25 protein-coding genes are annotated in these 20,698 nt (G+C 63.1%); 16 read left to right on the top strand and 9 right to left on the bottom strand.

What is annotated here, in order from left to right:
• Positions 1–94: 94 nt before the first annotated feature.
• Complete coding sequence (locus GJ631_RS00320; protein WP_156707231.1) at positions 95–400, bottom strand: glutathione S-transferase N-terminal domain-containing protein; 306 nt, start codon at positions 398–400, stop codon at positions 95–97.
• A 155-nt stretch (positions 401–555) separates the two neighbouring features.
• Here GJ631_RS00320 and GJ631_RS00315 point away from each other — a divergent pair, with 155 nt between their 5' ends.
• The 4 genes from GJ631_RS00315 (at position 556) to GJ631_RS00300 (ending at position 3,550) form a co-directional block, all read left to right on the top strand.
• Entirely contained in the window at positions 556–1,272 is a 717-nt protein-coding gene (locus GJ631_RS00315) for a hypothetical protein (protein ID WP_370518523.1), read from the top strand.
• Positions 1,273–1,312: 40 nt separating this feature from the next.
• Entirely contained in the window at positions 1,313–1,663 is a 351-nt protein-coding gene (locus GJ631_RS00310; RefSeq protein WP_370518509.1) for a CHY zinc finger protein, read from the top strand.
• A gap of 236 nt (positions 1,664–1,899) precedes the next feature.
• Positions 1,900–2,292 carry an IS200/IS605-like element ISNph5 family transposase gene (gene tnpA / locus GJ631_RS00305; RefSeq protein ID WP_156707228.1) on the top strand — a complete coding sequence of 131 codons (393 nt, stop codon included), beginning with the start codon at positions 1,900–1,902 and terminating at the stop codon, positions 2,290–2,292.
• Between the two features lies 1 nt (position 2,293).
• Positions 2,294–3,550 carry an RNA-guided endonuclease TnpB family protein gene (locus tag GJ631_RS00300; protein WP_156707227.1) on the top strand — a complete coding sequence of 419 codons (1,257 nt, stop codon included), beginning with the start codon at positions 2,294–2,296 and terminating at the stop codon, positions 3,548–3,550.
• A 332-nt stretch (positions 3,551–3,882) separates the two neighbouring features.
• Here GJ631_RS00300 and GJ631_RS00295 read toward each other — a convergent pair whose 3' ends face one another.
• Positions 3,883–4,395, bottom strand: coding sequence for a sugar-specific transcriptional regulator TrmB (locus GJ631_RS00295; protein ID WP_156707226.1), 513 nt, complete (start codon positions 4,393–4,395; stop codon positions 3,883–3,885).
• 90 nt (positions 4,396–4,485) lie between these two features.
• Between GJ631_RS00295 and GJ631_RS00290 the strand changes: the two genes are divergently transcribed.
• The 3 genes from GJ631_RS00290 (at position 4,486) to GJ631_RS00280 (ending at position 6,128) form a co-directional block, all read left to right on the top strand.
• A complete protein-coding gene (locus GJ631_RS00290; protein ID WP_156707225.1) occupies positions 4,486–5,037 on the top strand; it encodes an NUDIX hydrolase in 552 nt (183 codons plus the stop codon).
• 119 nt (positions 5,038–5,156) lie between these two features.
• Complete coding sequence (locus tag GJ631_RS00285; RefSeq protein ID WP_231753827.1) at positions 5,157–5,552, top strand: helix-turn-helix domain-containing protein; 396 nt, start codon at positions 5,157–5,159, stop codon at positions 5,550–5,552.
• Between the two features lie 132 nt (positions 5,553–5,684).
• Positions 5,685–6,128, top strand: a complete 444-nt coding sequence (locus tag GJ631_RS00280; RefSeq protein WP_197424680.1) for a hypothetical protein — start codon at positions 5,685–5,687, stop codon at positions 6,126–6,128.
• 120 nt (positions 6,129–6,248) lie between these two features.
• Here the strand turns inward: GJ631_RS00280 and GJ631_RS00275 are convergent, their stop codons facing one another.
• Positions 6,249–7,331, bottom strand: a complete 1,083-nt coding sequence (locus GJ631_RS00275; RefSeq protein WP_156707224.1) for an SDR family oxidoreductase — start codon at positions 7,329–7,331, stop codon at positions 6,249–6,251.
• Between the two features lie 131 nt (positions 7,332–7,462).
• Between GJ631_RS00275 and GJ631_RS00270 the strand changes: the two genes are divergently transcribed.
• Positions 7,463–9,376: a prolyl oligopeptidase family serine peptidase gene (locus GJ631_RS00270; protein WP_156707223.1), complete on the top strand. Its 1,914-nt coding sequence runs from the start codon at positions 7,463–7,465 to the stop codon at positions 9,374–9,376.
• 74 nt (positions 9,377–9,450) lie between these two features.
• Positions 9,451–11,433, top strand: a complete 1,983-nt coding sequence (locus GJ631_RS00265) for a response regulator (protein WP_156707222.1) — start codon at positions 9,451–9,453, stop codon at positions 11,431–11,433.
• Positions 11,434–11,608: 175 nt separating this feature from the next.
• Here the strand turns inward: GJ631_RS00265 and GJ631_RS00260 are convergent, their stop codons facing one another.
• Complete coding sequence (locus GJ631_RS00260) at positions 11,609–12,181, bottom strand: twin-arginine translocation signal domain-containing protein (protein ID WP_156707221.1); 573 nt, start codon at positions 12,179–12,181, stop codon at positions 11,609–11,611.
• A 448-nt stretch (positions 12,182–12,629) separates the two neighbouring features.
• Positions 12,630–13,178 (bottom strand): peptidylprolyl isomerase, encoded by a 549-nt coding sequence (locus GJ631_RS00255; protein ID WP_197424679.1) that lies wholly within the window; start codon positions 13,176–13,178, stop codon positions 12,630–12,632.
• 215 nt (positions 13,179–13,393) lie between these two features.
• Here GJ631_RS00255 and GJ631_RS00250 point away from each other — a divergent pair, with 215 nt between their 5' ends.
• From GJ631_RS00250 to GJ631_RS18835, 5 genes are all read left to right on the top strand, one after another.
• A complete protein-coding gene (locus GJ631_RS00250) occupies positions 13,394–13,774 on the top strand; it encodes a helix-turn-helix domain-containing protein (protein WP_156707219.1) in 381 nt (126 codons plus the stop codon).
• Positions 13,774–14,067 (top strand): hypothetical protein, encoded by a 294-nt coding sequence (locus GJ631_RS00245; RefSeq protein ID WP_156707218.1) that lies wholly within the window; start codon positions 13,774–13,776, stop codon positions 14,065–14,067. Before GJ631_RS00250 ends, GJ631_RS00245 begins: the two co-directional genes overlap by 1 nt.
• A 114-nt stretch (positions 14,068–14,181) precedes the next feature.
• Entirely contained in the window at positions 14,182–15,318 is a 1,137-nt protein-coding gene (locus GJ631_RS00240; RefSeq protein ID WP_156707217.1) for a multicopper oxidase domain-containing protein, read from the top strand.
• 90 nt (positions 15,319–15,408) lie between these two features.
• Positions 15,409–16,602, top strand: coding sequence for a flavin-containing monooxygenase (locus GJ631_RS00235; RefSeq protein WP_370518508.1), 1,194 nt, complete (start codon positions 15,409–15,411; stop codon positions 16,600–16,602).
• Complete coding sequence (locus GJ631_RS18835) at positions 16,599–17,084, top strand: hypothetical protein (protein ID WP_231753826.1); 486 nt, start codon at positions 16,599–16,601, stop codon at positions 17,082–17,084. Before GJ631_RS00235 ends, GJ631_RS18835 begins: the two co-directional genes overlap by 4 nt.
• A gap of 21 nt (positions 17,085–17,105) precedes the next feature.
• On the opposite strand, the gene GJ631_RS00230 is transcribed toward GJ631_RS18835, so the two are convergent.
• Positions 17,106–18,170 (bottom strand): anthranilate phosphoribosyltransferase, encoded by a 1,065-nt coding sequence (locus GJ631_RS00230; protein WP_156707216.1) that lies wholly within the window; start codon positions 18,168–18,170, stop codon positions 17,106–17,108.
• A gap of 106 nt (positions 18,171–18,276) precedes the next feature.
• On the opposite strand from GJ631_RS00230, the gene GJ631_RS00225 reads away from it, so the two are divergent.
• Together GJ631_RS00225 and GJ631_RS00220 are read left to right on the top strand one after the other, a co-directional pair.
• Positions 18,277–19,326, top strand: a complete 1,050-nt coding sequence (locus GJ631_RS00225) for an Lrp/AsnC family transcriptional regulator (protein WP_156707215.1) — start codon at positions 18,277–18,279, stop codon at positions 19,324–19,326.
• Positions 19,327–19,380: 54 nt separating this feature from the next.
• A complete protein-coding gene (locus GJ631_RS00220; RefSeq protein WP_156707214.1) occupies positions 19,381–19,791 on the top strand; it encodes a GNAT family N-acetyltransferase in 411 nt (136 codons plus the stop codon).
• Between the two features lie 7 nt (positions 19,792–19,798).
• Here the strand turns inward: GJ631_RS00220 and GJ631_RS00215 are convergent, their stop codons facing one another.
• The 3 genes from GJ631_RS00215 to GJ631_RS00205 are packed head-to-tail and all read right to left on the bottom strand — an operon-like array spanning position 19,799 to position 20,659.
• Positions 19,799–20,059, bottom strand: coding sequence for a hypothetical protein (locus GJ631_RS00215; RefSeq protein WP_197424678.1), 261 nt, complete (start codon positions 20,057–20,059; stop codon positions 19,799–19,801).
• A 40-nt stretch (positions 20,060–20,099) separates the two neighbouring features.
• Complete coding sequence (locus GJ631_RS00210; RefSeq protein WP_156707213.1) at positions 20,100–20,324, bottom strand: hypothetical protein; 225 nt, start codon at positions 20,322–20,324, stop codon at positions 20,100–20,102.
• A gap of 44 nt (positions 20,325–20,368) precedes the next feature.
• Entirely contained in the window at positions 20,369–20,659 is a 291-nt protein-coding gene (locus GJ631_RS00205) for a winged helix-turn-helix transcriptional regulator (protein WP_156707212.1), read from the bottom strand.
• Positions 20,660–20,698: the final 39 nt, after the last annotated feature.

Raw genomic sequence — 20,698 nt, 5'->3', positions numbered from 1 at the left:
TCGACCCATGAATCGCCGACCAGCGTAAAAACACCCGGCGTTCGTCACCGAGCCTCCGGGGCCGACTCGGAGGTCGCGGCTGCTGGCGGCTGACTCAGGTGAGTCGCGACAACAGCCGCGACACCAGTCCGCCCTCGGGTAGTTGCTGGTCGTCGTCGCCGTACTCCCGATAGAGGTACGCCACGATGTCGTCGCTCTCGGCCATCCCCTCGATGCCATTGGCGTTGTCGACCAACACGGGCACGCCGTACTGCCCGCTGACCTCGTACACCTCCTCGCGATTCCGTCGCCGTCCGGCGACGGCGTGGGTTTCATACGACAACTCGAGGTCATCCAGCGCCCGCCGCACCTTCGCACAGTAGGGACACCCGTTCAAATCGTACAGTTCGATGTCGGCCATGCCTGAAGATGTCCTTCGCGACTCCTGAATCCGCCGCGATGCGGTACCGCGGTCGCACAGCCGCCCCGTATTTCTGCCGAGGACACAGCGTTTATGAGCCGCCTTCGAGTGAGCAAAACCCGATGGCTGCGACTGTTCGCGGGACGGTGCGGGGGATGGCAAATCGAGCGAATCCGGCGTTTGCGGCCGGCGCTGTCGCGATACCCGTTCTCGCCTTGGTGTACGTCCTTCAGTGGGGGAATCGACCACAACACATCTACGTCCACGTGATGGCTGGCGTGCTGTGGACCGGCATCGACCTGTTCATGGCGATGGTGCTGGGCCCGGTGTTGGGCGGGCTGGCCGTCGAGGAGCGAGCGAACGTCTTCCAGCGGTTCACGCCCAAGATGACGTTCCTGATGCCGACGCTGGCGCTCGTCACCATCGCCGGCGGCATCACCCTCGCCTTGCGGTTGGAGGTGTTCCCGAACCCACAGCCGTGGCTCGCGTTGTTCACCGCCGCCTCGCTGCTGCCGGCGGTGGCGCTCATCGGCTGGCAGTTCGACGCCTTCCGTGACTGGCGGTGGCTGGCCGTCTTCGCCGTCGTCCTCGTCGGCTCCGGTGGGTATCTCGCCGCGACGCTGCCGGCGTTTGCGATGACCGAACCCTCCATCGCCATCGCACTCGGCATCGTCGTCGTCCTCAGCGTCCTCGGCTTCGGCGTGCTCATGCCCGGCGAGGTGCGGATGTATCGGGAGATGGTCTCAGACAATCCCGACACCGATGTCATCAGCAATATCGGAATGCGCAACGCGAAACTCAGCGGGATTCAGGGCCTGTTCCAACTCGCCGTCATCGTCACGATGGTGTGGATTCGCTGGGGCAGCCTGTAGTCGGCGGACGGTTTTTGTCGCTGCGGCCCAACCGCCGACCGTGAACGTTCACGGCCACGAGGTCCGCGGCGTCGGCGTCGACGGCGAGACGCGGTGTGCACACTACGGCACCGACCGCGATGTCGTCGCCCTGAAGTTCGGCTGCTGTGAGACGTACTACCCCTGTTTCCGCTGTCACGCCGAGACGACCGACCACGACGCCGAGCCGTGGCCACTGGAGCGTCGCGACGAACCCGCTGTGCTGTGTGGCGCTTGCGGCGCCGAACTCGCCGCCCAAGAGTACATGGGTGTCGACTCTTGCCCGGAGTGTGGCACGCGGTTCAACCCAGCCTGCGTCGACCACTACCACCTCTACTTCGAGGGCGTCGAGGAGACGCCCGACCGGCGGTAGCACGCTCGGTGGTACTCGGTTTCAGTCGTCGGCTTGCTCCCAGATGGCGTCGTTTCGGTCGGCAAGGGCAGACAGCACGAGCGCCATCACGTCCCGGTAGTCTGCCGGCCACGACCGGTCTTCGCCGGGTGTGAATGGAGTAAGCCCGGTGCGGCAGTCAACGCGAGTCTGTCCGACTGAATACCCAACGGCACAAGAGTTATTGGAATTGGGTGTCCGATTTTCGAAGAGGCAAAATGGAGTATCACCTGCAATCCGGGTCGCACACGGTCTACGCGCTCCAGTATCACTTCGTGACCGTCACGAAGTATCGCGCCGACATCCTCACCGATGAGCGACTGGAGCGCGTCGCCGAAGTCGCCCACGAGATTGCAGACGACTTCGAGGCCGACATCAAGAATGTCGACGGCGGCACCGACCACGTTCACATCTTGTTCGCGACCAAACCCACCACCGACCTCACGAAGTTCATCAACTCGCTCAAGGGTGTCACCTCGCGTCGGATTCGACAAGAGTACCCGGAGGTGAAACAGACGCTCGAAGATGCGTTCTGGCAACCGGGATATTTCCTCGCCACGACCGGGCAGGTCAGCATCGACGTGCTGATGGACTACGTGGAAAACCAGTAGCATGACTGCGACAACCACGAAAACCCTGGAGGCGACGCTCGCTCCGCCGACAGCCCACAAAAAGCAAAAACTGTGCGACCTGCTTGACACCTACCGAGCAGTACTCCACGAGGCGTTCAAGGCCGGATGCGAGACGATGACCGCCACCAGCGATGTGGTGACGCCCTACGACCTGCCGTATCAGGCGAAGGCGGCCTTGTGCAACTACGTCCCGCAACTGCACGGCACCTACGATGCACAGGAGTTGGACGACAACCACCCGGCTCGCCTCACCAACCAAGCCGCCGAGTTCGACCACTCGCCAGAACGCGACTACGAGTTTACGTGGTGGGTGCCACAGCCCGGTCGCGGCACTAACTTCTGGATACCGCTTCGTATCAACCCCGCCCAAGAGGGGCTGTGGCACGACCTCGTGGACGGTGAGGCGTCAGCGGGACAACTCCGCCTGCAACGTCACCGCACGTCGTGGACGCTCCACGTCACCGTCGAGTTCCCGGTCGAACAACCGGACTACGAACCGACCGACGAAGACGTGACGCCAGTCGGCTTCGATATTGGCGAAGCCCACCTGCTCGCGGGCTGTGCCTGCGAGCAGAGGACTCCGACCGACCCACTCCTCATCAACGGTGGCCGCGCTCGCCACCTCCGCAAAGAGATGTTCACGACGCTGAAGCGCCTCCAAGAGCGTGACGCCGCAGAGTGGCGGATTGATGAGCGATTCGACCGCTACCAGAACGCACTCACAGACAACATCGAGAAGGCATCTCGACAGGCCGTCGAGTACGCCCGGCGATTCGAGAAGCCTGTAATCGTGCTGGAAGACCTCTCGCACATCCGCGACGACCTCGATTACGGCGAGTGGATGAACCGACGCCTCCACGCATGGGCGTTCGCTCGTTTGCAGGAGCGCATCGAAGACAAAGCACGAGAGGCTGGGCTCCCAGTCGAATACGTTCGGCCGGGGTACACGAGTCAGACGTGTCACGAGTGCGGTCACATCGGGCACCGGAACGGTGACGCGTTCCGGTGCCAGAACGAGGAGTGTTGGGTATCGGAGTATCACGCAGACATCAATGCGGCGGTTAACATCGCTGACCGCCACGACCCGTGGGGTGAGAGCCTGCCGCTGAAACCGGCGGGCGATGACATCTCACGGGATGGGAGCGCCCGTGACAGCGCCACGGCCCCCTCCGAGCAGAGCCAACCACGGCAAATGACGCTCGGAGAGGTCGGGTCGGAACCCACTGCCGGTAGGTAGCCGGTATTCCCATGCAGGGAAGCCGCGCCGTTCACGGCGCGGAGGATGTCACCCCACCGTTTCATCCACGTCTCATCTGCCCATCGTTCGTGATAGTGAATGCGGAAATCGTCGTTCGTATACCAGCGTATGTCCAGATACCGCTGTTCGACCTCGGGTGGATTCCGATTTGAATCGACGACGGCTTTCAGTCGCGTTTGACCATCGGCGGTCACGATGGGTGCGCTGTCGAACTGTGGTGTCGTTCGGAGCCGGTCTCCGATGTCTTCGAGGATGGCACGGTCGATACGGGGCGGCTTCCGGTCTGCTTCGTCGGACGAATTAGCCATCCGTCACAGTGCTGCGGATTCGGCGTCACTCGCCTGTAGCCGACGAGCGCGCTCGTGGCGGTGGAGTTCTTCACGCGCCGTCGCCCAGTCGGTCAACTCCGCGAACGCGGTTTCGGTCGAAACGCCTTCCGGCGGTGTGAGGGCGTCGACATCGCCCGGACGGTCGGTTCCGTACCGCTCTTCGTAGGTCTCGATTCGGTCGAGCAACTCCTGGACGCGGCGTTGCAGTTCCTCGGAGGAGTGTGTCGTCGCGAGGTCGTTCACTCGTCGCCATTCGAAGTATTGGTCGTTTCGTTCGTAGGTGGTCGGCTCGCCATCGTGTTCGGTAGCGATGCCGAGTTTGCCGAACCACGCGAGATACTTCCGAGCGGTTTTCGGGTCACAGTCGGCTCTATTCGCAATATCGTTCGCGGTAGCTGGCTCCCTCGTCTGTAGGAGTGCACCGTAGACGCGCTCTTCGGCCGATTCGGTTTCGGTAAACGGGTTCTCGAACGACTCTCCATTCGAGCGTACCATACCGCTGACTACTGTCTGATGGAATATAATCCTTTAGTCAAGAAATAATTCTTCGAGAGTTGTTTCAACTACCGGCGCACAACAGACGGTATGGCAGACGAAGACGACCTCGCGTGGGAGACGCTGGATTCTGAAACCGACTACACCTGCCCCGGCTTCGACGTGGTTCGCGACGAGGTGCGCCTCCCGAACGGCACCGACACCGAGTTTCACTACGTCTCGGAACCGCCGTCGGTCGTCGTGCTACCGTTCACCGACGACGGCGACGTGGTCGTCATTGAGGAGTGGCGACAGGCCGTCAAACGCGTCAACTACGGCCTGCCAGCAGGCGGCCTCGAAGACGACGACACCGACCTTCTTGCGGCCGCCCACCGCGAGCTGCGAGAGGAAACCGGTTACGAGGCCGACGCTATCGAACGACTGGCGACGTACGAACCGGCCAACGGCCTCTTCGATTCAGTGTTTCACTACGTCGTCGCCCGTGGGTGTACGCCAACGGCCGAACAGGACCTCGACGACAACGAATCGATTCGTGTGACGACCACGACCTTCCCGGAACTGCAGGAGCGGGCTGTCACCGGCGACCTCAGAGACGGGCGGTCGGCGCTTGCGGTGTTGCAGTACGCGCTTAAAATTGAATAGGACGTACGAAGCTCGACCCACGGCCTTCGCTTGGAGAACGGTGCCATCAGAAAATCCAGAACAGACTAAATAATTCTATCCAAGGAAAATATATTAGTCTACAACGATGAAAGACAGCTATGCCATCCCCACCGGAGTTCGAACTGACGGAGGGAATCAGCGAGACGCTTGCGGCTGAACCGGCCGACGAGCGAGTCTACCGAGTGGCACTACAGCTGTATGACCCGGCTCGAATCGCCGAAATCGCCGACCGCGCGGACTGTGCTCCCGATACGGCGCGTCGGCATCTCCGGCGACTTGCCGATATCGGGGTGCTCGATGTCGCTTCGGAGGACCCCGTAACGTACCGACGAAACGAATCGTACTTCGAATGGCGGAAACAGAACCGTCTCGACGAACTCTCGACTGAGGAACTCCAGCAGCGACTCGAGGAGCTGACCGCACGCGAGCGCCAGTTCCGCGAGACGTACGATACTGACGCCCCCCGATGCCGTCGACGCGCTTGCTCACGCTGATTACGACGACCTCGAAGCCGTCTGGATGGACCTCAGCGAGTGGAAAACGGTGCGGCGACGAATCGAACGGCTCGAAACGGTTCGAAAACGTCGGTCGGGGAACTCCGCCCCGGGGTCGGAGGCCGCCTAACTGTGGACGGTAGTGAAGACGGCGAGCGCCGGGTCGATGCCGAGACGCTTCGCTACCTCGCGGGACTCTTCGGACAGCGAAGGGAGATCGCTGGCACCTCCCTGTTCCCCAAGAACCGACAGGAGACGCTCGTCGTCGAACTGGACACTGCATACTACCCTGAAGCAATCGACTCGGTGCGGCTCGAAATTCGGCTGTACACCAACGGCGAGTTCCATTGCTCGTACCTCGAGACGTATCTCGGCGAGCAACGGCAATGTCGATGGGATCGTCACGACCAGAACCACAGCAGTGTGGACCATTTCCACCCGCTGCCGGACGCCAGCACGGCGAACGCCGAAGACAGAACCTTCCCTACCGACGTTACAGCGCACCTCGAGACAGTCGTACTCCCATGGGTCGACGAGCGACTCGGTATCATCTGGGAGGAATCGGACAACCCCTGAAGCGGCGGGAAACCAACTGCTTCGAGATGCGGACGACATCGTAGAATCGGGATTCCGTCGATTCGCATAAGACCTCGATACGGACGGACTGCGCACTCTCCTGTCGAACTGGAAACTCCCCTAGTTCATCGCGCCTTCGTCGATATCCGGGTTCTCGCGGACGAAATCGACGAGGTTCTCGGCGTAGGAGTCGAAGGACGGACACTCGATGCCCGACCCTTCGAGGTCCTCGACGGCGTTGGTACAATCGAAGCTCGCCCCCCACGTCTGGTACTCCAGACCGCCGCTTTTGAGCAGGTCGCTCTCGGGCGATAACGACGCCAGGAGCCCCTTGACGATACCCTTCGGATACGGGACGACGATGGTTCGGCTCTTGCCGGCGGCCTCGCCGAACGTCTTGATGAGTTCGGTCGTCGTCGGCGGGTCGGGGTCCGCGAGATGATACACCTTCCCTTCGGATTCCTCGATACCGCTGAGGTAGCCGAGTGCGTCGACGACGTAATCGCGGGGCACGAGGTTGAACTCGGCATCGCTGGCGCCGCGGGGAGCGGGAATCACGGCGTTGTCGCCCTGGTCGAGTAGCATCTCGACGAAGGCGTAGGGGCCGTCGTACTTCTGTGTCTCGCCGGTCTCGCTGTCGCCGACGGCGACGCCCGGCCGATAGATGGTCGTCGGTATCTCGTCCATCCGCTGTTGGACGAGAACCTCGGCCATGTGTTTGGTCGTCTCGTAGTAGTTACAGAACTGCTGGCCCTCCTGTAGCATGTCCTCGGTGAATCGGCCCTCGTAGATGCCCGAGACGACGACGGAACTGACGTAGTGCAGCCGGTCGACGTTCCCACCTTCGGCGAAATCGAGGACGTGCCGCGTCCCCTCGATGTTGACCAGCCGGCCGGGTTCGCGGTCCATCGTCAAATCGTAGATGGCCGCGAGGTGATAGACTTCGACGCTGTCGGCCTGGAGGTCGTCGTAGGCCTCGCCCAACCCGAGGTCGGCGTCCGTGATGTCGCCCTCGACCAACTCGATGCGCCCCTCGGCGTCGTGTTCGGCCTCGATTTCTTCGGCTTTCGTTTCGGCCTGCGAGCGGTACTTCGACTGAATGAGACAGGTGACGGTCGTCTCGTCGTCGTGCCGGTCGAGCAATCGTTCGACGAGTGCGCTCCCGAGAAACCCGGGGAAGCCGGTGAGGAATACGGTCGTCATGGAAACTCACGACTCGCGGACCCCACCTATACGTTGTGCCGGTGTGTCGAGGTGGGGTTTATGATGCCTTATTCGGCGTGGGCGTCCCGAGAGCCGAACGGATAAATCGCCGCCGCCACAAGGTGTCGGCTATGTCGCTCGATTCTGAACAGGACCCACTGGAAGCACTCGCCGCGCTGCCGACGCTGGCCCACCCGACCGTCTCACCGGACGGCGACCGAGTCGCCTACTACTACGACGTGACTGGCCGCAACGAACTGCACGTTCTCGACATCGAGACCGGCGAGTCGACCCAGTGGAGTGACGGCGAGGTACCGCGCAACGCCCGCTGGTTCCTGCAGTGGGACGCCGACGGCGAGCGCGTGTTCTTCCACGACGACGAGGGCGGCGACGAACAGAACGACATCCGCGCTATCGACGCCGACGGCACCGTCGAAACCGTCGCCGCCTCCGAGGCCCAGAACACCGTCCACGATGTCGACCCCGACGGGGAGTTCGTCGTCGTCGGCTCCTCGCGAGACGGCCAGATGAACTGTTATCGCCACGCTCTCGGCGGCGACGAGGTGACCCAACTCACCGACTACGACCGCGCCGTCTGGTCGTCGATGCTCTCCCCCGACGGCGAGCGCATCGCCTACACGACCAACGAGACCGACGACTTCGACAACCGCGACGCCTACGTCGCGTCGGTCGACTCCCTCGATGCCGACGGTCCCGCCGGTGGCGCTGACGACGACTCGGACGCGCGCAACCTCGACATCGGCGAGACGGGCGCGGAAGCCGTCGTCGCCGACTGGGGGCCCGACGGCGACCGCCTGCTCGTCTCCGATAACACCGAGGACCGAACCCGCTGTGGCGTCTACGACCTACGCGAGGATACCGTGCGGTGGCTCGGGGACCTCGCATTCGAGGAACACCCGGAGTGCTTCGGCGACGACGGCGAATACGTCGTCGCGACGCGGGTTCGAGATGCCTCGGTCGTTCCGGTCGTCTACGACCTCGACTCCGGCGAGAGCCGGGAACTGGACCTGTCGGAGGGCGTCGCCGACTTCGGGCTGGCGGGGAACTCCGTCATCGACGAGGACCGTATCCTGTTACAACACACGACGCCGACTACTCGCCCCGACCTGCTGGCTTACGACCTCCGAGACGACACTACCGAGACGCTCGTCGAAGCCGACCACGGCCCCTTCTCGCCCGGTGATTTCGCCGACGCCGAGTACTTCACCTTCGACTCCGACGGCGTTCCCGAGGCCGACGCCGAAGCCGTCGACCACGACCCCTACGAGACGTACGAAATCGGCGCGCTGTTGTACGACTCCGGAGAGCGACCCTCGCCGCTCGTCGTCAATCCTCACGGCGGCCCGCGCGGCCGCAACGACAAGGCCTTCGACCTCTACACGCAGGTCCTCGCCCAGCAGGGGTATTCGGTCCTGCAGGTGAACTACCGCGGGTCGACCGGCCGCGGCCGGGCGTTCATCGAGGCGCTGTACGACGACTGGGGCGGCGCCGAACAGGGCGACGTGGCAATCGGTCTCGAAAGGGTCCTCGCCGACCGCGAGTGGGTCGACGAGGACCGCATCGTCGTCTTCGGCGGTTCCTACGGCGGCTACTCGGCGTACTGGCAAATCGTCCAGTACCCTTCGCTGTACGACGCCGGTGTCGCGTGGATTGGCCTCACCGACCTCGAGGAGATGTACGAGACGACGATGCCACACTACCGGACTGAGTTGATGGAGCAGTACCTCGGCACGCCCGAGGACGCCCCCGAGTTGTATCGGGAGCGCTCGCCCATCACCCACGCCGAGAACCTCACGGCACCGCTGTTCATGCTCCACGGCGTCAACGACAGCCGCGTCCCCGTCTCGCAGGCGCGACTGTTCCGCGACCGACTCGACGAACTCGGCTACGACGAGGGTGAAGACGGCGACTTCGAGTATCACGAACTCGGCGAGGAGGGCCACGCGTCTTCGGATATCGACCAGAAAGAGCGAATGTTCAGGTTGCTCGTGGATTTCCTCGACCGGCGGGTCGCTGGGGTCTGAACGGGGCCGTTGCCGTCCGTTTCGAGAGCGAAACATCGGCCGACATTGAAATACCAGTAGCGGCTAAACTACGTATGCGCAAGACGGGTGATACGATTCACATCCTGCACGTCGACGATGATACCCGTCTCACTGAACTCGTTTCCCGCTTTCTCCAGAAGGAGGACGACCGATTCGATATTCACTCGGCAGCCAGCGCCGAAGAAGGGTTAGACCGACTCGCCGAGGAGGACTTCGATTGTATCATCTCGGATTACGAGATGCCCGGCCAGAACGGTATCGAATTCCTCAGGGCGGTTCGAGCGGACCATCCGGACCTTCCATTCGTCCTGTATACGGGGAAGGGCTCCGAGGAAGTCGCGGGTGAGGCGATTCGCGCCGGGGTGACCGATTACCTCCAGAAGGATACCGGCACCGACCAGTACACGCTCCTGTCGAATCGGATTCGAAACGCGGTCGAACAATACCGGGCGAACCAACAGGCGGCGGCGGAACAACGAATCAATACGGTCGTTCGGAACATCGACGAGGTCCTGGTCCGTGCAACGGCGCGAAGCGAGGTCGACGCCCGCGTTTGTGAGATTATCAGTGATGCCGAGCCGTATCAGTTCGCGTGGATCGGCGAATACGACGCCGAGTCACGAACCGTCGAACCCCGGAGTTCCGCCGGCATCGAGAGCGATTACCTCGAAGCAATCGAGATAACCGTCGACGAGAGCCCCACGGGGCGTGGCCCCACCGGGCAGGCAGTCCGAACCGGCACCATCGCGGTGATGCAGAACATCCCCGAGGACTCCGAATACGAACCGTGGCGGCGAGAGGCCCTCGAACGAGGGTATCGGTCCAGCGCGGCCGTTCCGCTCGTCCGCGAGGGGACGCTGTATGGTGTCTTGAACGTCTACGCCGACCGGACCTACGCGTTCGACGAGCGCGAACGACGACTGCTCTCGAACGTCGGCGAGACGATAGCACACGCCTACCACCGAATCGAACTTCAGCGACAGTACACCGACCAGTATCGGACGCTGTTCGAGGAGGCCCCGGTGATGGTGGTGTTCACGAGAGCCGTCGATGGGGAGCCGATTATCGAGGACTGCAATCGGGCCTTCGCCGACCGGCTCGGATACACCCGCGATGAACTCCGCGGAACGCCACTGGCCGACTACTACACCCAACGGTCGACTGGACGGCTAATCGACAAGGCGGGGTACGAGCGAGCCCTCACCGGCGATTTCCTCCGCGAACAACGGACGCTGGTGACCCGTGAGGGACAGGAGATACTCACGATTCTCCGCGCGGTACCTCGTCGAGACCGAGATGGCGAAATAATCGGAACGCACGCGCTGTATCTCGATATCACGGACGAACAACAGGTGCGGGAACTCGAACGGCAGAACGAACGGCTCGAGGAGTTCGCCAGTGTCCTCTCACACGACCTCCGGAACCCACTCACCGTCGCCAAGGGGCGGTTAGAACTCGTCAGCGAGGAGTGTGACAGCGAGGACATCGAACACGTCCGGAAGGCACACGACCGAATGGAAGCGTTAATCGAGGACCTCCTCACGCTGGCCCGGCAGGGCGCGACGGTGACGGACCGAGAACCCATCGCGGTATCGCCGCTCGTCGAGCGGTGTTGGTCGAACGTCGAAACCGGGGACGCGACGCTACGAACGGACATCGACCGGACGGTACTGGCCGACGAGAGCCGCCTCAAACAGGTGTTCGAGAACCTCATCCGCAACGCCGTGGAACACGGTTCCACGGGCAGTCGGACACAGTCCGACGACGCAATCGAACACGGCGGTGAGGGTGTGACGGTGACGTTCGGCGAGTTGGACGACGGCATCTACGTCGAGGACGACGGGGCTGGGATACCCCCAGAGGACCACGGCGAGGTCTTCGAAACCGGCTATTCGACGAGAGAGGAGGGAACCGGATTCGGTCTGAGTATCGTACAACAAATCGTCGAAGCCCACGAGTGGTCCATCGACGTGACCGACGGCGCCGACGGCGGCGCACGATTCGAAATCACCGGTATCGAGTTCGCCGACAGCTAGGGGTCCGTATTCGGTAGCAGCTGACAAGCGCGACTGTTCAGTAATCGCCTCGACGACCAGAAAGAGTGGCTGTTCAGACTGCTCGTGGACGGCCTCGACCGGCGCGTCGGTGGTGTCTGATGTCGACAGAACCGCCAAAATATGCGGTGCCGTCACCGACACCGACCGAGTGTATTCAGCGACTATCCTTGCCGGTGTTGACGTACCGGATGCATTGCCCCTGATTCCGGAACCCGTAGGCCTCCCAGCCGCCGTCCTTACAGTCGTTCTTGGTTTCCGGATCACACGATGGGACGGTGAACGGCGTCCAGTCGAAGTCCCAGTCCCGCTCACCGCCGAGAGCGAGTCTGATCTCCACCATACTCGTCGCGTTGAACGTCCGGATCTCGACGACCGGGTCGGATTCACCGCGCCCGTCGACGGTCACGCCCGGATAGATTACGTCGCCACTGATGACTGGATGAGGGGTGTCCGCCTCCTCGGGAGTCTCACCGTCGATTCGATACTCGAAGTACGCCAACGAGTTCGTGTCATTCACGAACTCGAGGGTCACCTCACAGTTGTCATCGTCGAGCTCGTCGACGTATGGCCACCCCTTTGCTTCGTTGTTCTCATTGGTGCTCGGGAAGTCGTAGGCTGCTGCGACACCCGTGCCGCCGATTAGCAGTGCACCACTCGTTACCGCTCCCGCCTTCAGCACCCGCCGTCGGGAGAGCGTCGTCGGATTCGCCTTGGTTTCATCGTTCATGTCTGTTTGTCTCCGGTGTTTTCGCTCGGCTCCTTGCGCCGCAACTGTCGTTGTTTCATCAGTTCCGTACTTGTCTCTCCACTCCACCCACCTTGACGAGATGAGTAGGTAGTCAGGTCACTCCAAAGCGCCATTAATAGAAACGACAGTTCACGGCATTCACGGCGTGTAAGGTCGACATACAGCTATTTTTGATATCCAGCATCCAAACAAACTCTCCGATAGGAACTCCCTGATGAGCGTTTTTCGCCTCCCACACCGTACACATCACCGAAACCTCCCGGACGAAATGGCTGAGTCCCAACTGTCCGCCGAGCGGCGCAACCGCGAATCCACCGAAGGTGGTCCGGAGACGGCTACTGAACGCGGCGCTCGTGGTGTCGAACGAAGTATCCTGCGCCCGCGACGTAACTCAAAAAGACGCCGACAGACTGCTCCCTACCGGTAGTTATCGCTCGATGTCGACCGACTCGATTTCGACGTCGTCGTGCGGCTTGTCGTTGCGGCCCGTCGGGACGTTGCTGATTTCTTTGACTACGTCCATTCCGTCGACGACTTCGCCGAAGACGGCGTGTTTGTCGTCGAGGTGGGGCTGGGCGTCCAGCGTGATGAAGAACTGACTACCGTTGGTGTTCGGCCCGGAGTTGGCCATCGAGAGGATGCCGGCGCCGTCGTGGCGGAGTTCGGGGTGGAACTCGTCGTCGAATTCGTAGCCGGGGCCGCCGCGACCGGTACCGGTGGGGTCGCCGCCCTGAATCATGAAGTCCGCGATGATGCGGTGGAAGATAGTGCCTTCGTACAGCGAGTCGCCGCGGGTTTCGCCCGTCTCGGGGTCCTCCCACGTGGTCGTCTCGGGGGCCGGCTCGTCGTCGGCCGCGGGGTCGTGTTGCGCGAGGTTGAGGAAGTTCTCGACGGTTCGGGGTGCGCGCTCTTCGAACAGTTCGATGGTGATGTCGCCGTGGTTCGTACCCAGGGTGACAGTCGGGTTGTCGCTCATACCCGATTCAGGCGCGGGCGTCGCAAAAGGCTGCCGACTGCTGTCGTCGCCGACACAGCCCGCGAGGGCGCCGCTCAGCATCGCTGTCGCCGCCCCGAGAACCGCCCGACGATTGATTGACATGCTATTCCTCGGATGGCGGGGAGCATAACCGCCCCGGAACGGCGTTTTCCCGTCTTCGCAACCGTTTATAGTCGTGGCTTAATACCACCAGTATGGTTCGGGACCCGCTGTCGGACACCGACGACCCAGACCTTGAGACGGTCGTCGGGACGCTGGACGACGAGGACTGTCGAAACATCGTCCGGCAACTCGACGAGCCTCGGACGGCGAGTGAACTCGTCGAGCGGTGTGACATTCCGCGGTCGACGCTGTATCGGAAACTCGACCGGCTGACGGAGTCGACGTTGCTGCGGGAGGGAACCGAGATACGGCAGGACGGCAGCCACGCCGGCCGCTACGAAGTCGACTTCACCGAGGTCATCGTCGAGTGCGACGACGACCGGGAGTTCGGCATCGAAATCGAGCGGCCGGCCAGACGCGCCGACGAACGACTGGCCGAACTGTGGTCGGAAGTCGGCAAGGAGGTGCGATAATGGTTCACACGCAATCTACGGCCGGAATCCAACTCGCCATCGCAGTCGTAAAGACACTCATTCTCGTCGTCGGCGGCGTCGTGACGTATCTCGCCTGGAGTGCCTACCGCCGGACCGGTGACCGGTCGCTGAAGTTCCTCTCGGTCGGCTTCGCTTTCGTCGGCGTCGGCGTCCTCATCGCGGGGTTTACGTTCGAAATACTCGGGACAGACATCGGCATCGGCGTGCTCATCGAGGGCCTGTTCATCCTCACGGGCCTGAGCATCATTGCCTACTCGCTGCGCGTGCAGTGAATCTCCGGGGGATTCTCAATTCTCACGTCGGATTCCCACCTCGGAGAACCGATTCTCAGTCCCCGGGAATCCGCCTTCCGTGCTTTACGTATAGCCTTACTACGTCGAACTGTAATGGCTGACAACATTGGCGCACCCGGAACGGATTTCTCGCGCCGAGATTTCGTGAAGGCGACTGGAACTATCGGCGTGGCGGGTCTCGCGGGCTGTTCGACTGGCTATCAGGGCCCGGCCCAACAGGCGACGGGAACCCAGGACGGCGAGCAACTGCCGCTCGCTGGTGCGCCTGAAGTCGTCGACGTGCACGAACAGAACAATCAGGTGACGCTCCGCTCGGTCACCTCGCGACTCGCCGCCCACCCCGGCGATTCGATGGGCGGTCCCGTCGAACTGCCCGCCGTCTGGGCGTGGCAGGCCGACGACCGAACGCCGAGCGTCCCCGGTCCCGTCATCCGGACCGTCGAGGGCGAGGACATCGAGGTGACGCTGGACAACACCGATTCGATGCACCCCCACACCCTCCACTTCCACGGCGTCCGGAAGACCTGGGAGAACGACGGCGTCCCGACGACGACGGGCATCACCGTCGCCCCCGGCGAGAAACACACCTACGAGATTCCCGCGAACGTGCCCGGGACGCATCTGTATCACTGTCACTACCAGACCCACCGGCACATCGACATGGGGATGTACGGCGTCTTCCGTGTCGACCCAGAGGGCTACGAGCGGGCCGACCAGGAACTGTTTATGACGCTGAAGGACTGGGACTCCCGGCTCAACCGACAGATTGCCGGCGAGGACGTCTCCTACAGCCCGCGTGACCGCTCGCCGGACGTGTTCACCATCAACGGCCGGTCGGCGCCGCGGACGCTCCACCCCGAGGACGGCTCGCCGGTCATCGTCTCACAGGGCGACACCGTTCGACTGCACCTCGCCAACAACGGCTACATGAGCCACCCGATTCACACGCACAACCACCGGTTCCGGCTCGTCCAGAAGGACGGCTCCGACGTGCCCGAAGCCGCCCAGTACGAACAGGACATCGTCAACGTCGCTCCCGCAGAACGGAAGACCATCGAGTTCGAGGCCGACGCCGACCCCGGCATCTACCTCATCCACTGCCACAAGGTGAGCCACGCGATGAACGGCAACAGCTACCCCGGCGGGATGGTCGGCGCCATCGTCTACGAGGAGGCGATGGATTCCGACCTCTTCGCAGAACTGATGGACTACGCCGGCTACGAGGCCTGACCGGATTCGGGGCCACGGTGTCGTTCGACCTCGTTTGACTGGTAGTAAATTTAACACCGCTTGGCCCGGACGGTCTGTCAGTGATTGACAGTGTCTGACGGGGACGTACGTGAAGCCACGACCGAACACGACAGCGAACCGACCGACTTCGACGCTGTCGTCGTCGGCGCGGGCTTTTCGGGACTGTACATGTTACACCGACTCCGAGAGTTGGGACTGTCGGTGCGCGCCTACGAGAAGGGCGACGGCGTCGGCGGGACGTGGTACTGGAACCGCTATCCGGGCGCCCGCTGTGACAGCGAGAGTCACATCTACTGTTACTCCTTCGACGAGGACCTCTACGAGGAGTGGGAGTGGACGGAACGCTACCCCGAACAGCCCGAAATCCTCGAGTATCTCAACTTCGCCGCCGACGAACTCGACCTCCGCCGGGACATCGCCTTCGAGACGGAGGTCACCTCGGCCAGCTACGACGACGACGCGGCGACGTGGACCGTCGAGACGGCCGACGGCGAACGCGTCGAGACACGGTTTTTCATCAGCGCTGTCGGCTGTCTCTCCGAACCGTTCAAACCCGACTTCGACGGCCTCGACACCTTCGAGGGCGAGTGGTACCACACGGCCCGGTGGCCCCACGACGGCGTCGACCTCGACGGCGAGCGCGTCGGCGTCGTCGGCACGGGGTCGACGGGCATCCAGTTCATCTCCGAGAACGCCTCGCGGGCGGGGCACCTGACCGTCTTCCAGCGGTCGCCGAACTACGCCGTCCCGGCGCGGAACCGACCCATCGAGGACGAGGAGTACGAGGAGATACGCGAGAACTACGACGCCATCTGGGAGCAGGCGCGCAACTCCCGGTTGGGGATGCCGTTCGACCCCGACGAGAACTCCGCTCGAGGCCTCTCCGAAGACGAGATACGCGACATCCTCGAGGACCGCTGGCAGCAAGGCGGCTTCCGCTTTCTGCACGCCTTCGAGCCCGGCCACGTGCTGTCGGACGCCGACACCAACGCGATTATCTCGGAGTTCATCCGCGAGAAGATTCGCGAGAGAGTCGACGACCCCGAAACCGCCGAGAAACTCGTCCCGACGGACCACCCCTACGCCTCCAAGCGTCCGCCGATGGACTACAACGACTACTACGGGACGTACAACCGCGACGACGTGCGCCTCGTCGACGTAGACGCCAACCCGATAACCGAAATCACGCCAGACGCGTCCGGACCACCGCCGACCACTACGACATCGACGTGTTGGTCTTCGCGACCGGCTTCGATGCGATGACCGGCGCCATCTTGGCGATGGACATCTACGGACGCGACGGCCGCTCGCTCGAAGAGAAGTGGGCCGACGGTCCGACCACGTACCTCGGTCTCGGGATGCACGACTTCCCCAACCTCTTCACCATCACCGGCCCCCAGAGTCCCTCCGTGTTGACGAACATGCCGATGTCCATCGAACAGCACGTCGAGTGGATAACCGACTGCATCGCCTACATGGACCGCGAGGGCTACGACCGCATCGAAGCGACCGCCGAATCCGAACAGCAGTGGGTCTCCCAGACGAACATGCTGGCCGACAACATGCTGTTCTCGGAGGCCAAATCGTGGTATCGCGGCGAGAACGTCCCCGGCAAGCCGAGCATCTTCACGCCGTTCCCCGGCGGTCTCGAGATGTACCGGGGCATCTGTGAACGGGTCGCCGAAGACGACTACGACGGCTTCGAACTCCGAGAGGCCACCGACGCCCCGACGGTCGAACAGTAGTCGGTCCTCGCCGCCTCAGTTTCAGAACGACCGGAGGGCTTCGAGTTTCTCCGCCGCTGCGCCCGATTCGAGTGCATCGCGGGCCTGTTCGAGGCCGCCGCGGATGTCGTCGGCGTCACCGCCCGCGTAGATGCGCAGGGCGGCGTTGACGGCGACGGCGTCGGCGAAGTTGTCCTGGCGGTCGCCCGACAGCACCTCCTCGGTAATCGCCGCGGAGTCGGCTGCCACGTCGTCGACGCCGAGGTCCTCCTCCTCGAAGTCCATGCCGTACTCGGGCGTCTCGATGTCGAAGTCGTCCATCTCCTCACCTTCGTTCCAGACGGCGACTTTCGTCGACCCCGGACGCACGTCGTCGTAGCCTTCCATCCCCTGGAACATGACGACGCGGTCGACGGGTGCGGTTTCGCTTTCCTGGACGGTGTCGATGATGCGCTTGGCGTAGGGCAGGTGATAGAACGACCCGAGGTGCGTCGACGCCTCGGCGGGATTCGCCAGCGTCTCGATGGTGTTGACGAAGGTGCGGACGCCCATCATGTCGCGACGCTCTTCGAGGGCGGTAATCTCGGGTGCGAAGTTCGGCTGGTAGTAGAAGCCGAAGCCGACCTCGTCGGTCATCTCGGCCGACTCCTCGGGCGTGAGGTCGGTCCGGACGCCCAGCTCGTCGAGGACGTGCTTGTAGGCGTCCTGTTTCTGCGTCGGGACGCGGTCCCCGGAGTGGACGACGACGGGCGTGCCCGCGGCCGCGGCGACGAGGCCGGCGGCGACACCGAAGATGGCGCTCCGGCCCTTGCCGTCGTAGTTCGCCCCGCAGTCGACGGGGTCACACTGCGGCGCGTACGTCTCGGTTCCCTCCGCCATCACGTCGATGTAGGCGGCCAGCTCCTCGGGCGTGTTGCGCTTCCAGCGGTTCGCCAGCCAGAAGGCGCCCAGTGTCGTGTCGTCGGGTTCGAAATCGAGGATGCGACGGAACGCCTCGGCGGCCTGCTCGCGCGTCATGTCGTCGGCGGACTTGTGTCCGGAGCCGACGACTTCGGTCATCAGACGCTTGAGGGGCCACTCGCCGTATTTCTCGGTCGCTTTGGCCATACCGAAGATTGGGGCAGGGGCACAAAAACCTCCACGGTTGCCACCTGTCACGGAACGGCCCGCCGGAACCGACGGACCCTAATCCCCGCCGGTCCTACGTGGGGTAATGAGTACGCCGGCGGCCGACGACGCGGACTGGCGTTCGGACCTCGATGCGGTCGACGAAGCCCTCATCGACGGCTACCAGTCGGACTTCCCCGTCGAGCGGCGACCGTTCCGCCGCGTCGGGGCGGAACTCGGCATCGAAGAGGACGAAGCGCTCGAACGCGTGCGGCGACTCCGCGAGGCAGGCGTCTTCCGACGCTTCGGAGCGGTACTGAACCCCCCCGTCATCGGCGCCTCGACGCTGGCGGCCGTCAGCGCGCCCGAGGAGCGCTTCGACGAGATTGCCGATATCATCAACGGCTACCGGCAGGTCAACCACAACTACCGCCGCGACCACGAGTGGAACATGTGGTTCGTCGTCACCGCCGGTTCGCTCGACCGCCGCGACGAAATCCTCGCGGAAATCGAGGAACGAACCGGCTGTGAGGTGCTGAACCTCCCGATGTTGACGGACTTCTACATCGACCTGGAGTTCCCGGTCGTCAATTCGGACCGATTCGCCCGGGAGTCGGTCGAACGGACCGAGGTGACGGCGACACGCATCTCCGAGACGGCCGCAGCGGACCTCTCGGACCTCGATAAGGCGCTGCTGTTGGAGATACAGGACGGCTTCCCGCTGTCGATGACGCCCTACGAAGACGTGGCCGACGCCGTCGACGCGCCAGTCGAAGACGTTCTCGACGCCATCGAAGCGCTTCGCGCGGACGGCTGCATCAAGCGCATCGGCTGTGTCGTCAACCACGTCGTCACCGGCTTCGACGCCAACTGCATGGTCGTCTGGAACGTCCCCGACGAGGAACTCGACGCCCGCGGAGAGACCGTCGGCGAGTTGCCCTACGTGACGCTGTGTTATCACCGCCCCCGCCGGCCCGAGCAGGGATGGCCCTACAACCTCTTTACGATGATTCACGGCCGCGACCCCGAGGCCGTCGACGAGAAAATCGACGAACTCGCCGACGAGTACCTCCCCGTCGAACACGAGCGCCTGTACTCCACCGAGACGCTGAAACAGACTGGCGCGCGCTACGACGACATCGTCACCGAGTCGTGAGCCCTGTCACCACGGCACAATCAGTTTCTTGACGCCGACTTACGACGCCCGGATATGGACGTTCGGGAGTTGACCGACGAGACGGAGCGCCGCGAGGCGGTCCCGATTCTCCGACAGCTGTGGACCGAGAAGTCGCCCGCGGACGTACTCGCGTGGACCGGCGAGGACGACTACCGCTGTTTCGGCGCGTTCGTCGACGGTGAGTTGGTCGCCGTCGCGGGCGTCCTCGTTGCGGGTGTTCTCCATCACGCTCGCCACGCGTGGCTCTACGACCTCGTCGTCGACGAACCACACCGCGGGGAGGGTTACGGCACTGAGCTACTCCGATTCGTCGAATCGTGGGCGGACACGGAAGACTGTGCGTTCCTCGCGTTGGCCTCGCCCGAATCGAAGACCGATACGCACGACTACTACGAGCGCCGCGGCTACGAGAGATGGGGGTACGTCATCGAGAAGGAACTGTGAAACCGGGTCAGTCGTTCGCCGAGATGGCGACGACGGGGCCGATGACGGCCAGCCCGATTCCGAGGAAGAGGAACGGGATGGTCATCGTCGACGTTGGCGTGATGATGAACAGGAGTCCGAACAGCGACAGCTGGATTCCAAGCACTTTCACCGACCGATTGATGGCGAACCCGCCGACGACGGCGAGGACGAACCCGACGAGGAGTGCGTGCCCGACGTGGTACTGCCGCAGGAAGTCGTCGACCAGTTGCAGCGGCATCTCGAACATCTTTGGTGAATATCGCGGTGTTTCGTTCTTAATGGTTCCGTTACCCCTCGGCGGGACCGGTCAACTCGATGTCGCTGAGCCACAGCACCCAGACGATGAGTAACACGCCGGTGTAACACACTGCCCAGACGAAGAGTCCGAGGTTCCGGTAGCCGGCGTTGGTCAACACGTAGTCGGTGACGCCGGCGACGGCGACGGTCGTCGCCAATAGGAGCATACCGAGGGCCCACCCCGGGACCTCGTTGTCTTCGAGTGGGTTGTTCATGCCTGCGATAGGGTTCCGACGGATTCGAGTGTTCCGGTTCGCGATTACAGGTCGATTTCCTTCAGCGACTCCATCCGCTCGATGAGGCCGTCCAGCCCCTCGTTTATCTCGGTGGCGTGCGTCTCGAACCCCTCGGCGGTAACCGCGCCATCCGGCGTTGGCTCGATGAGGCCGTCGTCCTCCAGCATCCGGAGGGAGTAGCGTGCTTTGTGCTCGTCGATGCCCGTCTCCGTGGCGACGCGGGTGATACCGATCGGCTGGTGTTCGATGACGGCCTCCAACACGCGGAGGTCCCGTTCCTCTTTCGCCAGCTGTCTCGCCAGCCGTTGTATCATTGCTCCGAAGTACCAACCCCACCGGCAAAACGCTACCGT

It is taken from the genome of Natronomonas sp. CBA1123 (assembly GCF_009741925.1).
Lineage (GTDB): Archaea > Halobacteriota > Halobacteria > Halobacteriales > Haloarculaceae > Natronomonas.
Note: the sequence above shows the minus strand (reverse complement) of the source record. Positions and strands in the feature narration are given on the sequence as shown.

Bases quoted from the DNA above. Each gene is read 5' to 3' on its own strand.
- GJ631_RS00300 (WP_156707227.1), top strand. From the start codon at position 2,294: ATGACTGCGACAACCACGAAAACCCTGGAGGCGACGCTCGCTCCGCCG.
- GJ631_RS18835 (WP_231753826.1), top strand. From the start codon at position 16,599: ATGACCGGCGCCATCTTGGCGATGGACATCTACGGACGCGACGGCCGC.
- tnpA (WP_156707228.1), top strand. From the start codon at position 1,900: ATGGAGTATCACCTGCAATCCGGGTCGCACACGGTCTACGCGCTCCAG.
- GJ631_RS00320 (WP_156707231.1), bottom strand. From the start codon at position 400: ATGGCCGACATCGAACTGTACGATTTGAACGGGTGTCCCTACTGTGCG.
- GJ631_RS00315 (WP_370518523.1), top strand. From the start codon at position 556: ATGGCAAATCGAGCGAATCCGGCGTTTGCGGCCGGCGCTGTCGCGATA.
- GJ631_RS00275 (WP_156707224.1), bottom strand. From the start codon at position 7,331: ATGACGACCGTATTCCTCACCGGCTTCCCCGGGTTTCTCGGGAGCGCA.
- GJ631_RS00255 (WP_197424679.1), bottom strand. From the start codon at position 13,178: ATGAGCGACAACCCGACTGTCACCCTGGGTACGAACCACGGCGACATC.
- GJ631_RS00265 (WP_156707222.1), top strand. From the start codon at position 9,451: ATGCGCAAGACGGGTGATACGATTCACATCCTGCACGTCGACGATGAT.
- GJ631_RS00245 (WP_156707218.1), top strand. From the start codon at position 13,774: ATGGTTCACACGCAATCTACGGCCGGAATCCAACTCGCCATCGCAGTC.
- GJ631_RS00210 (WP_156707213.1), bottom strand. From the start codon at position 20,324: ATGAACAACCCACTCGAAGACAACGAGGTCCCGGGGTGGGCCCTCGGT.
- GJ631_RS00220 (WP_156707214.1), top strand. From the start codon at position 19,381: ATGGACGTTCGGGAGTTGACCGACGAGACGGAGCGCCGCGAGGCGGTC.
- GJ631_RS00270 (WP_156707223.1), top strand. From the start codon at position 7,463: ATGTCGCTCGATTCTGAACAGGACCCACTGGAAGCACTCGCCGCGCTG.
- GJ631_RS00295 (WP_156707226.1), bottom strand. From the start codon at position 4,395: ATGGTACGCTCGAATGGAGAGTCGTTCGAGAACCCGTTTACCGAAACC.
- GJ631_RS00290 (WP_156707225.1), top strand. From the start codon at position 4,486: ATGGCAGACGAAGACGACCTCGCGTGGGAGACGCTGGATTCTGAAACC.
- GJ631_RS00240 (WP_156707217.1), top strand. From the start codon at position 14,182: ATGGCTGACAACATTGGCGCACCCGGAACGGATTTCTCGCGCCGAGAT.
- GJ631_RS00260 (WP_156707221.1), bottom strand. From the start codon at position 12,181: ATGAACGATGAAACCAAGGCGAATCCGACGACGCTCTCCCGACGGCGG.
- GJ631_RS00230 (WP_156707216.1), bottom strand. From the start codon at position 18,170: ATGGCCAAAGCGACCGAGAAATACGGCGAGTGGCCCCTCAAGCGTCTG.
- GJ631_RS00205 (WP_156707212.1), bottom strand. From the start codon at position 20,659: ATGATACAACGGCTGGCGAGACAGCTGGCGAAAGAGGAACGGGACCTC.
- GJ631_RS00225 (WP_156707215.1), top strand. From the start codon at position 18,277: ATGAGTACGCCGGCGGCCGACGACGCGGACTGGCGTTCGGACCTCGAT.
- GJ631_RS00285 (WP_231753827.1), top strand. From the start codon at position 5,157: ATGCCATCCCCACCGGAGTTCGAACTGACGGAGGGAATCAGCGAGACG.
- GJ631_RS00250 (WP_156707219.1), top strand. From the start codon at position 13,394: ATGGTTCGGGACCCGCTGTCGGACACCGACGACCCAGACCTTGAGACG.
- GJ631_RS00215 (WP_197424678.1), bottom strand. From the start codon at position 20,059: ATGTTCGAGATGCCGCTGCAACTGGTCGACGACTTCCTGCGGCAGTAC.